This window comes from Curtobacterium sp. MCBA15_016 (genome assembly GCF_001865105.1).
Taxonomy (GTDB): Bacteria; Actinomycetota; Actinomycetes; order Actinomycetales; family Microbacteriaceae; genus Curtobacterium.
This window is the reverse complement of record NZ_MJGR01000005.1, coordinates 83,229-101,888: the sequence shown is the minus strand read 5'-3', so window position 1 is coordinate 101,888 and position 18,660 is coordinate 83,229. Positions and strand designations below refer to the sequence as shown.

17 protein-coding genes are annotated in these 18,660 nt (G+C 72.4%); 6 read left to right on the top strand and 11 right to left on the bottom strand.

The features are described from left to right. The first annotated feature begins 17 nt into the window (after positions 1-17). Positions 18-1,286, top strand: coding sequence for an AAA family ATPase (locus tag BIV03_RS03490; protein WP_071294675.1), 1,269 nt, complete (start codon positions 18-20; stop codon positions 1,284-1,286). Then, positions 1,286-2,743 (top strand): tetratricopeptide repeat protein, encoded by a 1,458-nt coding sequence (locus BIV03_RS03485; RefSeq protein WP_071294674.1) that lies wholly within the window; start codon positions 1,286-1,288, stop codon positions 2,741-2,743. Before BIV03_RS03490 ends, BIV03_RS03485 begins: the two co-directional genes overlap by 1 nt. Positions 2,744-2,770: 27 nt before the next feature. On the opposite strand, the gene pdxT is transcribed toward BIV03_RS03485, so the two are convergent. From pdxT to ybaK, 8 genes are all read right to left on the bottom strand, one after another. Further along, positions 2,771-3,364: a pyridoxal 5'-phosphate synthase glutaminase subunit PdxT gene (pdxT, locus tag BIV03_RS03480; RefSeq protein WP_139201847.1), complete on the bottom strand. Its 594-nt coding sequence runs from the start codon at positions 3,362-3,364 to the stop codon at positions 2,771-2,773. After that, positions 3,361-4,281 carry a pyridoxal 5'-phosphate synthase lyase subunit PdxS gene (gene pdxS, locus BIV03_RS03475; RefSeq protein WP_071294672.1) on the bottom strand — a complete coding sequence of 307 codons (921 nt, stop codon included), beginning with the start codon at positions 4,279-4,281 and terminating at the stop codon, positions 3,361-3,363. Before pdxS ends, pdxT begins: the two co-directional genes overlap by 4 nt. 12 nt (positions 4,282-4,293) lie before the next feature. Next, entirely contained in the window at positions 4,294-4,977 is a 684-nt protein-coding gene (locus tag BIV03_RS03470) for an HIT domain-containing protein (protein ID WP_083403178.1), read from the bottom strand. Beyond that, positions 4,977-6,911: a threonine--tRNA ligase gene (thrS, locus tag BIV03_RS03465; protein WP_254790715.1), complete on the bottom strand. Its 1,935-nt coding sequence runs from the start codon at positions 6,909-6,911 to the stop codon at positions 4,977-4,979. Before thrS ends, BIV03_RS03470 begins: the two co-directional genes overlap by 1 nt. A 179-nt stretch (positions 6,912-7,090) precedes the next feature. Next, a complete protein-coding gene (locus BIV03_RS03460; RefSeq protein ID WP_070418966.1) occupies positions 7,091-7,633 on the bottom strand; it encodes an adenine phosphoribosyltransferase in 543 nt (180 codons plus the stop codon). A gap of 201 nt (positions 7,634-7,834) precedes the next feature. Next, positions 7,835-8,068, bottom strand: coding sequence for a hypothetical protein (locus BIV03_RS03455; RefSeq protein WP_139201846.1), 234 nt, complete (start codon positions 8,066-8,068; stop codon positions 7,835-7,837). Between the two features lie 585 nt (positions 8,069-8,653). Next, entirely contained in the window at positions 8,654-11,248 is a 2,595-nt protein-coding gene (locus BIV03_RS03450) for an ATP-dependent Clp protease ATP-binding subunit (RefSeq protein ID WP_071294671.1), read from the bottom strand. 95 nt (positions 11,249-11,343) lie between these two features. Further along, positions 11,344-11,829 carry a Cys-tRNA(Pro) deacylase gene (ybaK, locus tag BIV03_RS03445; protein WP_070418963.1) on the bottom strand — a complete coding sequence of 162 codons (486 nt, stop codon included), beginning with the start codon at positions 11,827-11,829 and terminating at the stop codon, positions 11,344-11,346. Between the two features lie 67 nt (positions 11,830-11,896). Between ybaK and BIV03_RS03440 the strand changes: the two genes are divergently transcribed. Both BIV03_RS03440 and BIV03_RS03435 read left to right on the top strand, forming a co-directional pair. Continuing rightward, positions 11,897-12,172 carry a DUF6412 domain-containing protein gene (locus BIV03_RS03440; protein ID WP_071294670.1) on the top strand — a complete coding sequence of 92 codons (276 nt, stop codon included), beginning with the start codon at positions 11,897-11,899 and terminating at the stop codon, positions 12,170-12,172. Positions 12,173-12,239: 67 nt separating this feature from the next. Continuing rightward, the gene (locus BIV03_RS03435) at positions 12,240-12,977 is read left to right on the top strand and encodes a membrane protein insertase YidC (protein ID WP_071294669.1); all 738 of its coding nucleotides are present in this window, start codon (positions 12,240-12,242) and stop codon (positions 12,975-12,977) included. Positions 12,978-13,001: 24 nt separating this feature from the next. Here BIV03_RS03435 and BIV03_RS03430 read toward each other — a convergent pair whose 3' ends face one another. Then, positions 13,002-13,205 carry a hypothetical protein gene (locus BIV03_RS03430; protein ID WP_071294668.1) on the bottom strand — a complete coding sequence of 68 codons (204 nt, stop codon included), beginning with the start codon at positions 13,203-13,205 and terminating at the stop codon, positions 13,002-13,004. A 90-nt stretch (positions 13,206-13,295) separates the two neighbouring features. Here BIV03_RS03430 and BIV03_RS03425 point away from each other — a divergent pair, with 90 nt between their 5' ends. Further along, complete coding sequence (locus BIV03_RS03425; protein ID WP_071294667.1) at positions 13,296-14,342, top strand: hypothetical protein; 1,047 nt, start codon at positions 13,296-13,298, stop codon at positions 14,340-14,342. A gap of 233 nt (positions 14,343-14,575) precedes the next feature. Then, positions 14,576-15,937, top strand: coding sequence for an MFS transporter (locus BIV03_RS03420; protein WP_071294666.1), 1,362 nt, complete (start codon positions 14,576-14,578; stop codon positions 15,935-15,937). Between the two features lie 62 nt (positions 15,938-15,999). On the opposite strand, the gene BIV03_RS19425 is transcribed toward BIV03_RS03420, so the two are convergent. Both BIV03_RS19425 and BIV03_RS03410 read right to left on the bottom strand, forming a co-directional pair. Beyond that, the gene (locus BIV03_RS19425) at positions 16,000-18,048 is read right to left on the bottom strand and encodes a carboxypeptidase-like regulatory domain-containing protein (RefSeq protein WP_071294665.1); all 2,049 of its coding nucleotides are present in this window, start codon (positions 18,046-18,048) and stop codon (positions 16,000-16,002) included. Between the two features lie 111 nt (positions 18,049-18,159). Beyond that, the gene (locus tag BIV03_RS03410) at positions 18,160-18,612 is read right to left on the bottom strand and encodes an NUDIX domain-containing protein (RefSeq protein ID WP_071294664.1); all 453 of its coding nucleotides are present in this window, start codon (positions 18,610-18,612) and stop codon (positions 18,160-18,162) included. Positions 18,613-18,660: the final 48 nt, after the last annotated feature.

The following is an 18,660-nucleotide window of genomic DNA, read 5'->3' as shown; positions in this document are numbered from 1 at the left end:
ACGACCAGGGGGAACGCATGACCGATCCGCTGTCCGCACTCGAGGCCGCCGTCCAGGCGCTCCCCGACGACCGGACCCTCCGGGTCCGCTACGCCGAGCTGCTCGCCGACGCCGGCCGGCACGGCGAGGCGATCGAGCAGGCGAGCGTCGTGCTGCGCGAGGCGCCGGAGGACGAGGCAGCGAAGGCGGTCGTCCGGCGCGCGGCCCTCGCGGCAGCGGCGCCGCCGGAGCCGCCGGTCGCGCCGCCGACACCGGCACCGAGCGACCGGCACGAGGACATCGATTGGTCCGAGCTCGAGGCGTCGATCGCGAACCCGACCGAGCCGCCGTTCGTCGAGCGGGTCGTGGCCGAGCACGACGAGGAGCTCCTGGCCGAGGCTGCCGAGACCGCCGAGGACGCCGACCCGGTGGCGGAACTCCGCCGCGAGACCGTCCGACTCGCCGACGTCGGCGGGCTCGAGGTCGTGAAGCGGCGGATCGACGAGTCGTTCCTGCAGCCGATGGCGCACCCCGAGATCGCGGCCGCGTTCGGCAAGAAGCTCCGCGGCGGCCTGCTGCTGTACGGTCCGCCCGGCTGCGGCAAGACGTTCCTCGCCCGCGCGATCGCCGGCGAGCTCGGAGCGCACTTCATCTCCGTCACGCTCAGCGACGTGCTCGACCGGTTCATCGGCGAGAGCGAGAAGAACATCCACCGGGTGTTCCGCACGGCCCGCGAGCACGCGCCGGCCGTGCTGTTCTTCGACGAGATGGACGCGATCGGCGCGAAGCGGAGCGGGAACACGTTCTCGTCGTTCCGGAACGTCGTCAACCAGATCCTCGTCGAGATGGACGGGGTCGACTCGCAGAACGACGGGGTCTACGTCCTCGCGGCCACGAACCACCCGTGGGAGGTCGACGCCGCGCTGAAGCGACCGGGACGCTTCGACCGGATGGTCCTCGTGCGCCCACCGGACGACGACGCCCGCGAGGCGATCCTCCGTGTCCACCTCCGCCGACGGCCGATCGAGGGCATCGACCTCGGCGACCTCGTCCGTCGCACGAAGGGCTTCTCCGGCGCCGACCTGGAGCACCTCGTGACCACCGCGGCGGAGAAGGCGATGACGGAGTCGATCCGGACCGGGTCCGTGCGGCCGATGCGGATGGACGACATGCGCGCCGCCCTCAAGGAGGTCAAGCCGTCGATCGGCCCCTGGGTGCAGACCGCCCGCAACGTCGCGGAGTACTCCAACGCCAGCGGCGAGTACGACGACATGGTCGAGTGGCTCCGCGAGGAGAAGCAGCTCTGATGGCCGACGCGGTCGACGTCGTGGTCGAGCGCGCCGACGCGCTCCTGGGCTTCAAGCGCCCGGACGACGCGCGGGCCGTGCTCACCGCCGCCGTCGCGAGCACACCGGACGACCCCCGGCTGTGGGCGACGCTCGCACGGGCGGAACGCGCACGCCACGACCACGCCGCCAGTCGCACCGCCGCCGAGCGCGCCCTCGCGCTCGACCCCGACAACGCCACCGCCCTGTCCGCCCGGGTGAACGCGATGCTCGACGCGAACGAGCGCCAGGCGGCGAAGGCCGCGGCCGAGGAACTGCGCGAGCGCCGGCCGGACTGGGCGACCGCGCACCTGCTGTGGGCGTTCGCACACACACGCTGGTCGCACGCGAAGCGGTCCGCAGCGGAGGAAGCCGCGTGGCCGACGGCGGACGTCGCCCGGTCCGCGGCAGCCCTCGACCGCGCGCTCGAGCTCGCACCCCACGACGCCCGGCTGTTCGCCGACGCGGCGCAGTGCTACCGCGCCCTCTCGTGGACCGACGCGGCCCTCGCGCCACGGGCACGCGAAGCCATGGACCGAGCACTCGAGCTCGACCCGAACGACGAGTGGGTGATGCTCGCGGCCGGGTCGGTCCTGCAGCTGTCCGAGCGGGTCGCGCAGTCCGCTCGCGTCCTCGCGCAGCACCCGACGTCGTGGGAGGCCCGCCGGCGTGTCGACGACGGGCTCTGGAGCCTCGTGTCCGTGCCCGTCGGTGTCGTCGCCTGGTCCCTCGTCGTGACGCTTCTCGGCGCCCACATCGCTGCCGGGGGTGGTGCGAACGTCGTCACGAAGACGCTCGGGTGGACCCTGACCGGCATCGCGGCGCTCTGGGTCTGCTTCGTGGAGGTGCACTCGTTCGCGAAGTTCCCGCGCGGACTGCTCCTCCGGACGATGCGGCGGGTCCCGCTCGTACCCGTCGTGCTCGGCGTCGCCGCACTCACCTGGATCGCCGGTGCCGCCGGAGCGGTGCTCCTGCTCGCCGGCATCGTCCCACCCACCGGCGACGGGTACACGACCATCGTCACCGTGCTCGCCGTCGCGCTGCTGCTGCAGTCCGCTGCGCAGGACGTCACCACGATCGTGCAACGCCGTCGTCAGGTGCGGTCCGGGCTGTGGGACGGGCTCGTCGCCGACCGCGGACGGCGTCGCAAGGAGGAGAACGACCGCGGTGGTGCGTACATCGCCGGCTTCGCCGCGCTCGTGACCTGGGGCATCGTCGCGCTGGCGGCACCGACCACGGGGACGTGGGCCGTGGCCGCCGTCCCGCTGCTGCTCGCCACACGGGTGTTCGTGCTGCAGAGCGCGGCCGAGATCCTGCGTGCGGTGGGCCGGCCGCGGCGCGCTCGGCTCGTCGTGTACGCCGTGATCGCCCTCGGGTTCGCGGCGTTCGCCGTCCGGGCCGTCGTGGTGCAGGTGCTGGTCGCTACCGGCGTGGCCTGACCCCGTCGAGCGACCAGCCGGTCGGCGTCAGGCGGCGCGGACGAGGTCGAGGAAGCGCCGGTGGAAGCGGTCCTCGCCGGCGACCTCGGGGTGGAACGCACTCGCGATGACGGCGCCCTGCTGGACCGCGACGACCTGCCCATCGGGGAGCGCGCCGAGGACGTCGACCCCGGGGCCGTGCTGCTCCACCACAGGCGCGCGGATGAACACCGCGTGCACCGGGGCCTCGCCGAGGGCCGGCATCGGGATGTCGATCTCGAACGAGTCGTTCTGGCTGCCGAAGGCGTTGCGGCGCACCGTCGTGTCGAGCACGTCGAGCGTCTGCTGCCCGGGGATGCCGGCAGCGATGCGCGAGGAGAGCATGATCATGCCCGCGCAGGTACCGTAGGTCGGCAGCCCGCCACGGATCGCCTCGGACAGCGGCTCGGCCACGCCGAAGGCACGCGCGAGCTTGTCCATGACGCTGGACTCCCCGCCCGGGATGACGACGCCGTCGAGGGCGCCGATCTCCTCCGGGCGACGGAGCGGCACCACGTCGGCACCGAGTTCCGTCAGCGACGCGATGTGCTCACGGAAGTCGCCCTGCAGCGCGAGGACCCCGATGCGGGGCCGGGCGTTCACCAGCCGCGCTCGGCGAGACGGTGCGGTGCGGGGACGTCGGCGACGTTGATGCCGACCATCGCCTCGCCCAGACCACGGGAGACCTCGGCGATGACGTTGGGGTCGTCGTGGAAGGTCGTCGCCTTGACGATCGCGGCGGCACGCTTGGCCGGGTCGCCGGACTTGAAGATGCCGGAGCCGACGAACACGCCGTCCGCGCCGAGCTGCATCATCATCGCGGCGTCGGCCGGGGTCGCGACGCCACCGGCGGTGAAGAGCACCACGGGGAGCTTGCCGGTCTGCGCGACCTCCTTCACGATGTCGAACGGGGCCTGCAGGTCCTTCGCGGCGACGTAGAGCTCGTCTTCCTTGAGGTGGCGCAGCGCCGCGATCTCCTTGTTGATCGTGCGGATGTGCTTGGTGGCCTCGGACACGTCACCCGTGCCGGCCTCGCCCTTGGAGCGGATCATGGCCGCGCCCTCGGTGATGCGACGGAGCGCCTCGCCCAGGTTGGTCGCACCGCAGACGAAGGGGGTGGTGAAGTTCCACTTGTCGATGTGGTTGACGTAGTCGGCCGGCGACAGCACCTCGGACTCGTCGATGTAGTCGACGCCGAGCTCCTGCAGCACCTGCGCCTCGACGAAGTGGCCGATGCGGGCCTTCGCCATGACGGGGATCGACACGCTCGCGATGATCTCCTCGATCATCGAGGGGTCGGACATGCGGGCGACGCCACCCTGCGCGCGGATGTCGGCGGGGACGCGCTCGAGGGCCATGACGGCGGTCGCGCCGGCCTCTTCCGCGATGCGAGCCTGCTCGGCGTCGACGACGTCCATGATCACGCCGCCCTTGAGCATCTCGGCGAGGCCGCGCTTGACGCGGTCCGAGCCGGTGATCGAGGTGCCGGGGGTGCTCGTGGTGCTGCTGCTGTCGCTCATGATGCCGACAGTCTAGTGCTCCGACGGCCACCCTTCGGCGACGAGTCGGCGGGTCTCGCCGAGCAGCTGGGACATCGACTTCGTCCGCGCGATGATCGGGAAGAAGTTCGCGTCCGACTGCCACCGCGGCACGATGTGCTGGTGCAGGTGGCCGGCCACACCGGCGCCGGCGGCCTCGCCCTGGTTCATCCCGATGTTGAAGCCGTCGCAGTGCGACACGGCACGCAGGACGCGCATCGCCGTCTGGGTGAGCTCGCCGATCTCGCGGAGTTCGTCCGGCGTCGCCTCGTCGTAGAGCGGGACGTGGCGGTACGGGCAGACGAGCAGGTGCCCGTTGTTGTAGGGGAACAGGTTGAGCAGGACGTACGCGTGCTCGCCCCGCGCGACGATGAGGCCGTCCTCGTCGGACTTGTGCGGGGCCTCGCAGAACGGGCAGTCGTCGTCGTGGCCGCGGCCCCTGCCCTCGCGCCCGGCGTCGATGTACGCCATCCGGTGCGGGTTCCAGAGGCGCTGGAACGCATCGGGCACCGCGGCGCCGGTCGCGGCGTCACGGATCACGAGCGGGTCGTCCGCCCCGCCGGAGCCGGCCGCACCGGCCGGACCCGACGAGTCGGGAGCGGGCACGGCGGTGGGACCGGCCGCGTCGTCGACGCGACCGGTCCCACCGACGGGATCCGTGCCTCCTGGAGGGGTCATCAGACCTGCGCGCGCTCGCGGATCGCGGTGAGGATGCGCTCGACCGCCTCGTCCACGGGCACACCGTTGTCCTGTCGACCGTCACGGAAGCGGAACGAGACCGCGCCGGCGTCGCGGTCGTCGCCGCCCGCGATGAGCTGGAACGGGACCTTCTGCTTCGTGTGCGTGCGGATCTTCTTCTGCATGCGGTCGTCCGAGTGGTCGACCTCGGCACGGACGCCGTGCGAGCGCAGCTTCGCGACGACCTCGTCGAGGTAGTCGCCGTACTCCGCCGCGACCGGGATCGCGACGACCTGGACCGGGGCGAGCCAGGCCGGGAACGCGCCGGCGTAGTGCTCGGTGAGGACGCCGAAGAACCGCTCGATCGAGCCGAACAGCGCGCGGTGGATCATGACGGGGCGCTGCCGCGTGCCGTCCGCCGCCGCGTACTCGAGGCCGAAGCGCTCGGGCAGGTTGAAGTCGAGCTGGACGGTCGACATCTGCCAGGTGCGGCCGATGGCGTCACGGGCCTGCACGGAGATCTTCGGGCCGTAGAAGGCGGCACCGGCGGGGTCCGGCACGAGCTCGAGCCCGGTCTCCTCCGCCACCTCGCGCAGGGTGTTCGTGGCGACGTCCCACACGTCGTCGTCGCCGACGTACTTCTCGGGGTCCTTCGTGGAGAGCTCGAGGTAGAAGTCGTCGAGGCCGTAGTCACGGAGCAGCGACAGCACGAACTGGAGGGTCGTGGTGAGCTCCTCCTTCATCTTCTCCTGCGTGGTGAAGGTGTGCGCGTCGTCCTGGGTCAGGCCGCGCACGCGGGTGAGGCCGTGGATGACGCCGGACTTCTCGTTGCGGTAGACCGTGCCGAACTCGAACATCCGCAGGGGCAGGTCGCGGTAGGACCGGGCCTGCGAGCGGTACGCCAGGATGTGCATCGGGCAGTTCATCGGCTTGAGGTAGTAGTCGGCGCCCTGGCGGGTGATGTTGCCGTCCTCGTCGCGTGCCTCGTCCATGTGCATGGCCGGGAACATGCCGTCCTTGTACCAGCCGAGGTGCCCGGAGGTCTCGAACAGGTCGCCCTTGGTGATGTGGGGCGTGTAGACGAACGAGTAGCCCTCTTGCTCGTGCCGACGGCGCGAGTAGTCCTCCATCTCGCGGCGGATGATGCCGCCCTTCGGGTGGAAGATCGCCAGGCCGGACCCGATCTCGTCGGGGAAGGAGAACAGGTCGAGCTCGGCGCCGAGCTTGCGGTGGTCGCGCTTCGCAGCCTCTTCCAACCGGAGCAGGTAGGCCTTGAGCTGGTCCTTGTCGGGCCACGCGGTGCCGTACACGCGCTGGAGCTGCGGGTTCTTCTCCGAGCCGCGCCAGTACGCCGCGGCGACGCGCATGAGCTTCGACGCGTTGCCGATGATGCGGGTGTGTGGCAGGTGCGGGCCGCGGCAGAGGTCCTGCCAGACGACCTCGCCCGTCTTCGGGTCGACGTTCTCGTAGACCGTCAGCTCGCCGGCACCGACCTCGACGCTCTCGCCCGAGTCGCCGGCGTCCGCAGCGCCCTTGAGGCCGATGAGCTCCTGCTTGTAGGGCTCCCCCGCCATGCGCTCGCGGGCTTCCTCGTCGGTGACGACGACGCGGCGGAAGCGCTGGGCCTGCCGGATGATCCGGTCCATGTTCTTCTCGATCGCCTTGAGGTCTTCGGGGGTGAAGGGCTCGGCGACGTCGAAGTCGTAGTAGTAGCCGTCGGTGACGGGCGGGCCGATGCCGAGCTTGGCGTCGGGGTTGATCTGCTGCACCGCCTGCGCGAGCACGTGCGCGGCCGAGTGGCGCAGGATGTCGAGGCCGTCCTGCTCGTCGAGGGTGACCGGCTCGACGACGTCACCGGCGTCGACCGAGGCGGCGAGGTCCTTGAGCACACCCGCGACACGGATCGCCACGACGCCGCGGACGCCGTCGAACAGCTCGGTGCCCGTCGTGGTCGTCGTCGCGGTGCGGGGCTCGGGTGCCTGGGGCACGGCTGCGGGCTCGGCGTTGTCCGGCGACGCGCCTTCCGGCGCTGCGGCGACTGACTCGGTCACGATGATGGGACTCCTCGGTTGGATGGTGGATCAAGACTAGTGCGCGGGGCGCCCGCCGAGGCTCACGCGGGGACGGCGCCGAGGGTCTGCACGGGCAGGCGCGGTTCGAGGCGCTCACGACCCGACAGACCGTCGAGTTCGAGCAGCGCGGCGAAGCCGATCGCCTCGTAGCCGGCGCGCTCGAGCAGCGTCACGGTCGCGGCCGCGGTGCCCCCGGTCGCGAGGACGTCGTCGACCACGAGCACGCGCGTGCCCGCGGGCAGCTGCCCGGGGCGGAGCTCGAGCTCGGCCTCGCCGTACTCGAGCGCGTACTGCTCGCTGAGGACCTCGCCGGGGAGCTTGCCCGCCTTCCGGACGGTGAGGACGCCGACCTGGTGCTGCGCGGCGATCCCGCCGGCCAGCGCGAAGCCGCGGGCCTCGATGCCGGCGACGGCGGCGAAGCCCTCGCCGATCGCGAAGGGTGCTGCGAGTGCCTCGCACACGCGGCCGAACGCGACGGCGTCGGAGAACACCGGCGTGACGTCGCGGAACAGGATCCCCGGCGACGGGAAGTCCGGGACGATGGCGGTGAGGCGTTCGACGAGTGCAGCTGCGGTTTCGGTCACCCGACAACGGTACGGGAGGCGCGGGGTGCGCCCGACCCGCCCCACACCGTGCGCGGTGGGGCGCGCAGGGCGCGGGGGCGCGGTTCGCGTGACAGTGTGCGAGGTCCCGCGCTCCGTGCGGGGCCAGGGGCCGGGCACGGAGGGCGGAACCTCGCACACTGCGGCAGACGCGGGGCGGCGCGCCGCGGCGCGCAGCGCGGCTCAGCGCCAGCGGTTGAGCATGCCGACCTGCGTGAGCCACGCGACCTCGCGGGCGGCGCGCTCCTGTTCGAGGCGCCGGCGCGTCTCGAGGTCGACCGACGGACGCACGTGGTGCGTCCGACGACTCCAGATGATCAGGGACATCCCGATGCGGAGTGCGATGCGGTCGGAGAGCGAGACCCGACGGCGCACCGCACGGGTATCGGGGGGACGGTTGACGGTCTTCGTTGACAAGGTGGTGCCTTTCAGGCGTGACGACGACTGCCAGGGCATGGCAGTACTGCCCGGAACGCGGGCAAGGGAGATGAATGCGCGAGAATGCATTCCGCGCCCCGTCGAAGAATGCACGACGGGTGCGGTCAGGAATTGCTGCCGATGGAAGGAGCGTCGCACCGGCCACCGACATTCACGACCGGTTTCGGGCACACGCCGAGTGCGTCACCGCGAGGGCGACGGGCGAGTGCGACCGAGGGTCGGAACGGCACCGGACGGCGAGGAGGACCTCAGCGCGGACGGGCCGGTCGGAGATGCGACTGGTGTGGGACGCCCCGTGTCAGCGGACCCGGATCGGGGTGCCGCCGGACGTACGGATTCCACGGAACGGAGTCGTTTCGGTGAACATCATGGTCAGGCCCCCTCTCGGTCTCGTGCTGACGCGGTGATTGCTGCTCGTGAACACTATCCACACCGGTATTCCCCGCGCAACCCTTTTCTCGAGATTCGTCCGGAATTGCATTCCCGAACAGTTCGGGGACGCCGGACACGCAGAACGCCCCGGTCCCACGAGGGGTACCGGGGCGTTCGATGTAGACGAGGTGCCTAGACCGCGGCGGGGACCGCGACCGTGGCGTCGAGCGCGCCGTCGACCACGTCGACCCGGACGGTGTCGCCCGCGGCCACGGCCTCGTCGACCACGAGGCTCGCGATGCGGTCGTCGACCTCGCGCTGGATCAGCCGACGGAGCGGGCGGGCGCCGTACTCCGGCTCGTAGCCGTGCTCGGCGAGCCACCCGACCGCGGCGTCCGTCACCGTCAGGGTCATCCCCTGGGCGACGAGGCGGAGCGCGGTGTCCTCGAGCAGGAGCGACACGATCGACTCGATCTGCGAGCGGTCGAGCTTGCGGAACAGCACGATCTCGTCGATGCGGTTGATGAACTCCGGCCGCATCGCCTCACGGAGCTTGCCCATGACCCGGGCGCGCAGGTCGTCCTCGGCGAACCCGTCCCCCGCGCCGACCGGCGCGAAGCCGAGTGCACCGGAGCGCGACGCGAGGAACTCCGAGCCGATGTTCGACGTCATGATCACGACCGTGTTCCGGAAGTCCACCGTGCGGCCCTGGCCGTCCGTCAGGCGACCGTCGTCGAGCACCTGCAGCAGCAGGTTGAACACGTCCGGGTGCGCCTTCTCGACCTCGTCGAGCAGGACGACCGAGTACGGGTTCCGACGGACACGCTCGGTCAGCTGCCCGGCCTCGTCGTAGCCGACGTACCCGGGAGGGGCGCCGACCAACCGCGACACGGTGTGCCGCTCGCCGAACTCGCTCATGTCGAAGCGCAGCATCGCCGACTCGTCGCCGAACAGCGACCCGGCCAACGCCTTCGCGAGCTCGGTCTTGCCGACACCGGTCGGACCGAGGAACAGGAAGCTGCCGACCGGACGACGGGGGTCGCCCATGCCGGTCCGGCTGCGCCGCACCGCGGTCGCGATCGCCCGCACGGCGTCGTCCTGGCCGACGACGCGCTCGTGGAGTTCGTCCTCGAGCGCGGCGAGCCGGGACCGATCGCCCTGCGTCAGGCGGGTCGCCGGGATCCCGGTGGCACGCGACACGACGGCCGCGATGTCCTCCTCCGTGATCGAGGTGCCCACGGATTCCGGACCGGAGGCGCGACCTGCGTCGGCCGATCCGGCGGCGGTGATCCGCGCCTCCAGTCCGTCGATCTCGTCGCGCAGGCGCGACGCTTCCTCGTAGTGCTCCTCGGCGACGGCCGCGTCCTTCGACGCGGTGAGCGTCGCGACCTGTGCGCGGAGCGCCTCGACGTCGACGTTGCCCGACAGGGCCAGGCGACGACGTGCGCCGGCCTGGTCGATGAGGTCGATGGCCTTGTCCGGCAGGTGCCGGTCGGTGACGTAGCGGTGCGAGAGCTCGACCGAGGCGCGCAGGGCGTCCGGCGTGTAGGTGACGCTGTGGTGCTCCTCGTAGCGCGGGGCGAGTCCGGTCAGGATCGCGACGGCGTCCTCGACGCTCGGCTCCCCCACCGTGACCGGTTGGAAGCGACGCTCGAGTGCGGCGTCCTTCTCGATCCGGCGGTACTCGTTCAACGTGGTCGCGCCGACCATGTGCAGGTCGCCACGGGCCAGCCGGGGCTTGAGGATGTTGCCGGCGTCCATCGAACCGCCCTCGCCGCCACCACCGGCGCCGACGACGGTGTGGAGCTCGTCCACGAAGACGATGAGCTCGTCGGCGTGCGCCGCGATCTCGTCCATCGCCTTCGTGAGGCGCTCCTCGAAGTCGCCGCGGTAGCGCGTGCCGGAGAGCATGCCGGCGAGGTCGAGGGCGACCACGCGCTTGCCCTGGAGCAGCACGGGCACGTCGCCGTCGGCGATGCGCTGGGCGAGTCCCTCGACGATGGCGGTCTTGCCGACGCCGGGCTCGCCGATGAGGACGGGGTTGTTCTTGGTGCGACGGAGCAGGATCTCGACGGTCTGCTCGATCTCGTCGGCGCGGCCGATCACCGGGTCGATGCGGCCGTCGCGGGCCCGCTCGGTGAGGTCGGTGCCGAACTGGTCGAGCGTCGGGGTGTCGCTCTCGGTGTCGGTGGTCTGGTCGGTGCTCGTGGGCATCGTGCGCCCCTCCCTGGCGGCCGCCGCGGCCTGCGCGGCGTAGTCCTGCATGACCTGCGGGGTGACGCCGGCACTGGCGAGCAGCTGCCCGGTGACGGTGTCCTGGTCCATGACGAGCGCGAAGAAGACGTGCTCGGGATCGGTGTAGGTGCTGCCGAACCCGCGGGCGGCCTGGGTGGCCTCGAGCAGGATCCGCTGCGCGGTCCCGGTCAGGGCCGGGCGACCGTCGGGCTGCTGGCGGGGTTCGCCCGCCATCGGCAGGCGCTGCTCGACCTCGTCCGCGAACTGCTCGGGGTCGACCCCGGCGTGCCGGAGGACCGCGGTGAACGGGTAGGTGCGGACGAGCACGTGCAGGACGTGCAGGGCGTCGATCTCGTGCTGCCCCTGCTCGGCCGCGAACTCGGCGGTGCGCTGGAGCAGCTCGTGGGTGCGACGGCTGAGCAGTCGCGTGATGTCGACCGGGCGTCCCAGCGGTACGGATCGCTGGGCGCCGGAGTCCTGTGCCGCGAGCAGGCGGGCGAGGAACTCGTCGAACGAGTCGTTGCCGCCGGTCGGGCCGAACGTTGCTGGCAAAGGGACCTCCTGGGAACTTGAGTGCCTTCGACTCAATGCAACGCAGGAGGGACCGGGTCATTCCCGGTCGTGGAAGAAACTTGCGGCGACCCGGCTCAGGTCCGTGCGATCGGTGCTGCGGTCGCCTCGGTGATGCGCACGAGGTCCGCCGGGGACACCTCGATGTCGAAGCCGCGGCGCCCGCCGGACACGAAGATGCTCGCGTAGGACAGCGCCGACTCGTCCACCACGGTCGGCAGCTTCGTCTTCTGCCCGACCGGGCTGATCCCGCCCACCACGTAGCCCGTGCGCTTCTCGGCGAGGGCCGGGTCCGCGAGCGTCGCCTTCTTCCCGCCGACGGCAGCCGCGATCGCCTTGAGGTCGAGCCGGTTCGCCACCGGGACGATCGCCACGGCCAGGGCACCGTCGACCGACACCACGAGGGTCTTGAACACCTGCTCCTCGCGGAGCCCGAGGGCGGCCGCGGCCTCCTCGCCGAAGTTCGTGGCGGTCTCGTGGTGCTCGTACACGTGCGGCGTGTACGCGACCCCTGCCCGCTCGAGGGCGGCGGTCGCTGGGGTGCTCGGCGAACCTGCGGTCATGGGCACGATCCTGCCGTGACCAGCCACTTCCCCCACGACGGCGCGCGGGCGTTACCCTGAACGGACCATGACCGTCGTCGAACTCCTGCTGCGCGCCACCGCCGCGCTGGTGCTCGGCGACCCCTCGGCCGGCGCCGTCCCGCTCCTCGCGGTCGCCGCGCTCGGGCTCACGGCCGTGGCGGTCGCGGTGCTGGTCGCCGGCGTCCTCGCGATCGTCCTCGGCCTGGTGTCGGTCAGGTCGCTGTCGTCGCGCGCCCGGGCCGACCTCGTGACGCGGATCGCATGGAGCCACCCGGACGCCGACGGGCACGCCCGACCCCGGGCACCGGGAGCCGTCGCCTGAGGCCCTGACCACCGACCGGTGGACGGGCCGTACACGCGACCCCTCCCACCGAACCGATCGGAACGTCATGGACCTCACCACCCTGCCCCTCGTCGGGCCGCTGCTGCACGGCGGCGCCGACCTCCTCGCCGCGACCACCGCGGCGCTCTCCCCCGTCGCCGGAGGGCTCGCCGCCGCCGTCGCAGTCGTGCTGCTCACCCTCGTGGTCCGGGCCGTGCTCGTCCCGCTCGCCGTGCTCCAGGTCCGCGCGGAACGGGACCGCCGACGCCTCGCCCCGCAGATCGCCGCGCTCCGGAAGCGCCACGCGAAGGACGCCGAACGGCTGCAGCGTGCGATGCAGGAGCTGTACACGAACGAGAAGGTCTCGCCGCTCGCCGGGTGCCTGCCGGTCCTCGCCCAGGCACCGGTGCTGTCGCTCGTGTACACGCTGTTCACGCACGCCTCGATCGACGGCACGGTGAACACCCTGCTGACAGCAACGCTCGCGGGCGTCCCCCTCGGGCACTCGCTCGTGGTCGTCGTGACCTCGCCGCTCTGGTGGCACGCGTGGGTCGTGGTGCTCCTGCTCGCCGTGCTCGCCCTCGTGGTCGAGCTCACCCGGCGGGGGAACCTGCGGTGGAACCCGGCGGCGGTGCCGGACGCCGCGGTGCCGGGAGCGGGTGCGACGGCGGCGATCGGCCGGTGGGCACCGTTCGTCACGGTGGTGTTCGCCGCGATCGCGCCCCTGGCCGCCGCGCTCTACGTCGTCACGAGTGCCGCCTGGACGCTCGGGGAACGTGCGGTGCTGCGGCGCGTGCTCGCCTGACGTCGCGGTCGGGCGGCGGGCGTGTCAGCCGCCCTGACCCTCCTGCTGCGGGCCCTGGTCGACGGGGTCGTACTCGGTGCCGCGTCCCTGCTCCTCGTCCGGCAGGGGGACGTGCCGCTCGGTGCCCGTCCCGCCCGGGCTCGTCGCGACGTAGTCGGCCTCCCCGGACTGCGTGTCGTGGCTCAGCGGCTCGAGGGTCTCGGGGTCGGGATCGTGCTTGTCGCTCATGATCCCCGTCTACGCCCCGCGAACTGGGTGCGCGCCCGCACGGCGCCGGTGGGACGATGGGCGGACAGTGCGACCGGACCGGGAGTGCGCATGGCCGACGACGACGTGGCAGCAGAACGAGCACGGCTCGAGGCGCTCGCATGGGGTGGTGCCGCGTCCGAGACCGACGCGGCCGCAGCGCGGCTGGCCCTCGAGCGGCTCGGCCGAGGACGGCGCGGTCCAGGAGGCGCGGCTCCCGTCTCCCCGAAGGCCCGGTCGACGGGACGGTCGCGTCCGACTTCCGCGGCCGGCTCCGACCGGGCCGTCACGTCCGGCACGACGAGCCCGTTCCACACCGGCGGTGCGCGGCCCCTCGCCGGTTCCTCCGGAGCCGTCGCCGACCGGGTCACGACGCCGGCACCGGGTCCGGTCTCGGTGCCGTCGACACCGGGGCCGCGGACACCGGACGCGGGACCACCGGGCGCGGCCGCCGCCGAGGGTGGGCCGGGCCCGGTCGACCGGTCGGCGACCGACGACACGAGCCCGGTCCCCGACGGACCGGACCACGGGGCGGGGACCGGCCACGGGACGGAGCCGGGCGACCGTGGCGGAGGCGGATCGCGCCTCCTGGACCGCATCGACGCCTGGCGGACGCGAGCCGCACGGGTGCTCTGGACCACCCGGCCGCGCGTCTGGATCGGGCTGGGCGTCGCGGCGGCCGTCGGCGTGGCGTTCGCGGCGGGGACGGTGGTCGGGACCTCGAGGCCGGACCCGGCGGCGGCGCCGAGCGTGACGCCGAGTGCCGGGACGATCACGCTCGAGGACCTGCTGGACGCGCCGCAGACCTACGCCGACCAGCTGCCGGGACCGGTCGAGGCGCCGGTCACGCTCCGGACGACGCGGCTCATCTTCACGAACCGTGCGCTCGACGGCGGCTCGTTCGAGACCCCCTGGAGCGTGTGGGCCGGCGTCGGGACGGACCGGTCGACGATCTGCCTCGTCGCGACGGCGAACCGGCTGGAGTCGACGTCCGCGTGCTACCCGCGGCAGGACGCGCTGCACGGGTCGGTCTCGCTGTCGGCGCAGTCGATGAGCGGCACGCTGACGCTGAGCCTCCGGGGCGGTGGGGTGCAGGGCACCGTGACGAACGAGAACTGATCGGGAATGTCTCGGCACTGACGGCGTTGGAGCGCTCCTAGGACTTTCTCGGCGAAGGCCCTCGCATCTCCTCGCTGCAGCGTGCAACACTGGAAGAGCGCACTCGCCGTGGAGTCGTACCCACAATCCACACACCACAGCGAGCGCGCATCGTCGGCCGGCACCGTCCGGTCCGGTCGTCGTCACGTCGACACCGACGCGCGCTCCGCCGTTCCCCGGAGGAGGTCAGCATCGTGTCCACCAACACCACCACCTCGGCCGTGTCGACGAACACGCGGCCGATCACCGTCACCACGCAGTCGATCGTCGGCATCGCCGTGCTCGGGCTCGCGACGTTCTTCGCGATCACGACCGAGCTCATGCCGGTCGGGCTGCTCGGCACCATGAGCGCCGACCTCGGCGTCTCCGAGTCGACCATGGGCATCGTCGTGACGGTGTACGCCGCCGCCGTGGCGATCCTCGCGCTGCCGCTCACGTCCTTCACCGCCCGGCTCCCCCGCAAGACCGTCCTCGTGGCGACGCTCATCGGCTACACGGTGTCGAACGTGATGATCGCGCTCGCGCCGTCCTTCGCGGTGGTCTGCGCCGGACGCATCGTCGGCGGTGTCGCGCACGCGCTCTTCTTCTCGGTCGCCTCGGCCTACGCGACGCGCATCGTGCCGCCGCGTCTCGCCGGTCGCGCGATCGCGTTCGTGTACTCCGGCAGCTCGCTCGGCTTCGTCATCGGCGTGCCCGTGGCGACCTGGGTCGCGCAGTCGATCGGGTGGCGCCCGGCCGTCGGTGCCGTCGCCGTCGCCGCAGCGGCACTGGCCGTCGTCGCGCTCCTGTTCCTGCCGAGCGTCCGCGGCGCATCGTCGCCGCACATCGGATCCCCGAAGGCCTGGGCCCGCACCGGACTGCTCTCCGTCGTGATCGCCGACCTGCTGCTCTTCGCCGGGCACTACGTCGTCTACACGTACATCGGGCCCTACGCGATCGACGCCGGGCTCGACGCCGACATGGTGAGCGGTGCGCTGCTCGTCCTCGGCGGCACGGGTGTCGTCGGTCTCTGGCTCGCCGGCATGTTCGTCGACCGGGCTCCGCGGCAGACGCTCATCGCAGCCGTCGCCGTGATGGCAGCGGCCTTCGCGGTGCTGCCGTTCGTGCACGGGTCGCTGCTCGGCACGATGGTCGTCGCCGGTGTGTGGATGGCCGCGAACGGCACCACCGGCACGCTCTTCATGGCCGCGGCGATCCGCTCCGGCGGTGTCTCGCCCGACATCGCGGGTGCGCTCATCAACGGTGCGTCGAACATCGGCATCGCCGGCGGCGCGGCCATCGGCGGCCAGGCACTCGGGGTCGTCGGGCTGCAGTTCATGCCGTTCGCCGGGGCCGTCGTGCTGGTCGGGTCGCTCGGCGTCGTGATCGCGGCGCGTCGGGGCTTCCCGGTGCACACGCACAACCAGGAGCACCTGTCGACCTCGTCGATCGAGGCGATCACGTCGTCGCTCGCGGTCGTCACGACCTCGGTGCCGGTGGTGTCGCGGGCGATCCAGACCCTGACGGGGTCGGTCGCGGTGGCGACGGGGTCGGTGCCGACGCGTCGGCGGCGCTGAGGCGGCCCGCACGCACGACGGGGCGGGACCGGCAGCGCCGGCCCCGCCCCGTCGTCGTGCGGTCAGTCCTGCAGGTGCGACGTGCGGCGGCGGTTGCGCACCGCCCGGAACGTCAAGAGCCCGCCGCCGAGCAGCACGAGCACGCCCGCCGCGATGAGCCCCGGCGTCAGGTCGGCGCCCGTGTACGCCAGCGCGCCGCCGGTGGTCGATCCGCCACCGGACGAGATCGGCGTCGTGCCGGAACCGCCGCCGGGGGTCGGAGCCGGAGCGGGAGCCGACGGCGTGGGCGTCGGGGTCGGGGTCACGACGGCGGCCGGGACCGTGATCGCCAGCGCCGCGGCCGAACCGCTCGCGGGCGTGGTGATCGTCACCGGGTCCGCGCCGTCGACCTCGACGGTGTACTCCGTCTCGGGCGCGAGGCCGGTGAGGTCGAACGTCCCGTCCGTGCCCGTGGTGGTCCGGACGGGGTCACCGGCCTCCGGGTCGGTCGGGGTCGCGACGACGTCGACGCCCGCGGCCGGGTCGCCGTTCGTGTCGGTGACCGTGCCGGGCTGGTCCGTGGTCGTGACGACCGGCGCCGCGGGCGTCGCGAACGGCAGGTCCGACTCCGCGCTCGCGCCACCGGCGACGGTGACCCCGGTGTTCTGGGTCGGGCCGGTCGCGCCGGGCTCCGGGACGGTGGTGCGGACGGCGTAGGTGCCGGCCGCGGTGTGGAACGTGTAGCGGCCCGAGGCATCCGTGGTGGTCGAGGCCACGACGGTGGTGCCCTGCAGCAGCTCCACGACCTGACCGGCCGCGACGGGAGCGCCGTCGAGGCTGACGACACCGGTGACGGTCGCGATGACCGCGGCGGGTGCCTCGATCGGGTCGAGCGCGGTGGGGTCGCCACCGGCCGGTCCGGTCGTGATCGTCGTCGGGTCCTCGTCGCCGACCGAGACACCGAGGTCGGTGCCGGCGGGCAGGTCGGAACCGGTGTAGACGCCGTCGCTGTTCGTCGTCGTGTTGACGAGTTCCTCGCCGTCGGACGGGTCGACGATCACCACGGGGACGTTCGACACCGGGTTGCCGTCGGCGTCGGTCACGGTGCCGATGACCGAGGTGGTGCCCTGTGGTGCGGTGAACGGGAAGTCCACGACCTGGTCGGCACCGCCCGGGACCGTGTTGAGGGACGTCGTCGCCGACGGGGTGCCGTCGGCGTTCGGCGGCGGCGTGATCGTCACGGTGTAGCCGCCGATGACCGGGAGCTCCGGGAACGAGTAGGTGCCGTCGGCGCCCGTGGTCGTCGTGTAGAGCGTGCCGCGGGGTGCCTGCACCGTGACGGTCGCGCCGGGGATCGGGGTGTCGTCGAGCGTCGCGGTGCCGGTGATCGCCGCCGTGCGGTTGGCGAACCAGGTCTGGTAGACGGGGAACCCGCTGCGCTGCTGGTAGGTGATCGTCAGGGTCTCGAGCGGGACGGTCGGCGTGAACCAGGCCGTCGCGCCGGAGGTGTCGTTGGCGGCCGCGTTCCCCGTCAGGGTCCGGGTCGCGGCGTCCCACGTGGGGGTGTCCTGGCCGGCCGGGACTCCACCCGGATCGGCCGGGCAGCTCCATCCGCCGGCGGAGACGGACGAGCACGAGTTGTACGAGCTCTGGTAGCCGAGCTGTGCCGCGGTCGCCGCCGCGCCGCCCTGGACGGTCGCGGAGATCGTCGCCTGGTCGGCGTCGACGTCACCGAGGACGAAGGACCAGCTGCCGTTGCCCGGGGTCGCACCGTCGAAGGTGTAGGTCGTGGTCGACGCTGCCGACGCGGTCGGCGAGTCGGCGTTCGGGCGCTGGTTGATGTAGGTGTTCCCGCGGCTCGAGCCGTACACCGCGCCCGGCCCCGTCGACGGCCCCTGCCAGGTCGAGGCACCGCTGATCACGGTGGACTGCCGTGAGTTCGACGTGAACGTCGTCGCCGGGAACCCCGGCAGAGTCATCGTGCCCGTGTAGGCCTTGCTCGACCCGCTGACGGTGAACGTGCCCCAGTGGCCGGCCGGCGCGGCGGACGCGCTCGTGGTGCCCCCGATCGCCAGACCCGCTCCGAGCACGATCCCGGTCAGCCCTGCGGTGACTGCGCGCCAACGCCGCATGTGGAACTCCCCTGTTTCGGCGCCGCCTCACCACGACGCTCGCTCAGGTTATCCAGCGACCGCGAAGTCCGTCCACACCGAGACGTGTTCGTGACACGACCCCGGAGCCGGTCACTCCGCGGTCAGCCGGTCCAGCGCCGCGACCTGTCCCGCGACGACCATCGACCGCGCCTCGTCGATCGGGACCCAGCGTGCGTCGTCGACCTCCGGCACCTCGACGAACCGTCCGGAGCCCCGCGGCAGCTCGATCCGCGCCGTGTTCGACCGCACCCGATCGACCGAGAAGCCCGGGGCGTCGACCGCGAACACCCGCACGCGCTTGCCGGACGCCTGCCGCACCTCGCCGAGGTCGGTCACCGGTCCGTCCGGTGCGGCGACCCCGATCTCCTCGGCGAACTCGCGCCGTGCGGTGTCGAGCGGGTCCTCGTCCCGCTCGACGATCCCCTTCGGGATCGACCACGCGCGCGGGCGGTTCCGCCAGAACGGCCCGCCCATGTGCGCGATCCAGACCTGCACGCCGGCGTCGTCGGCCCGGTACAGCAGGAGTCCAGCGCTCAACACCACAGCGCGAGGCTACACAGCGGGCAACGGCGACACAGCGGGCAGCGGCGA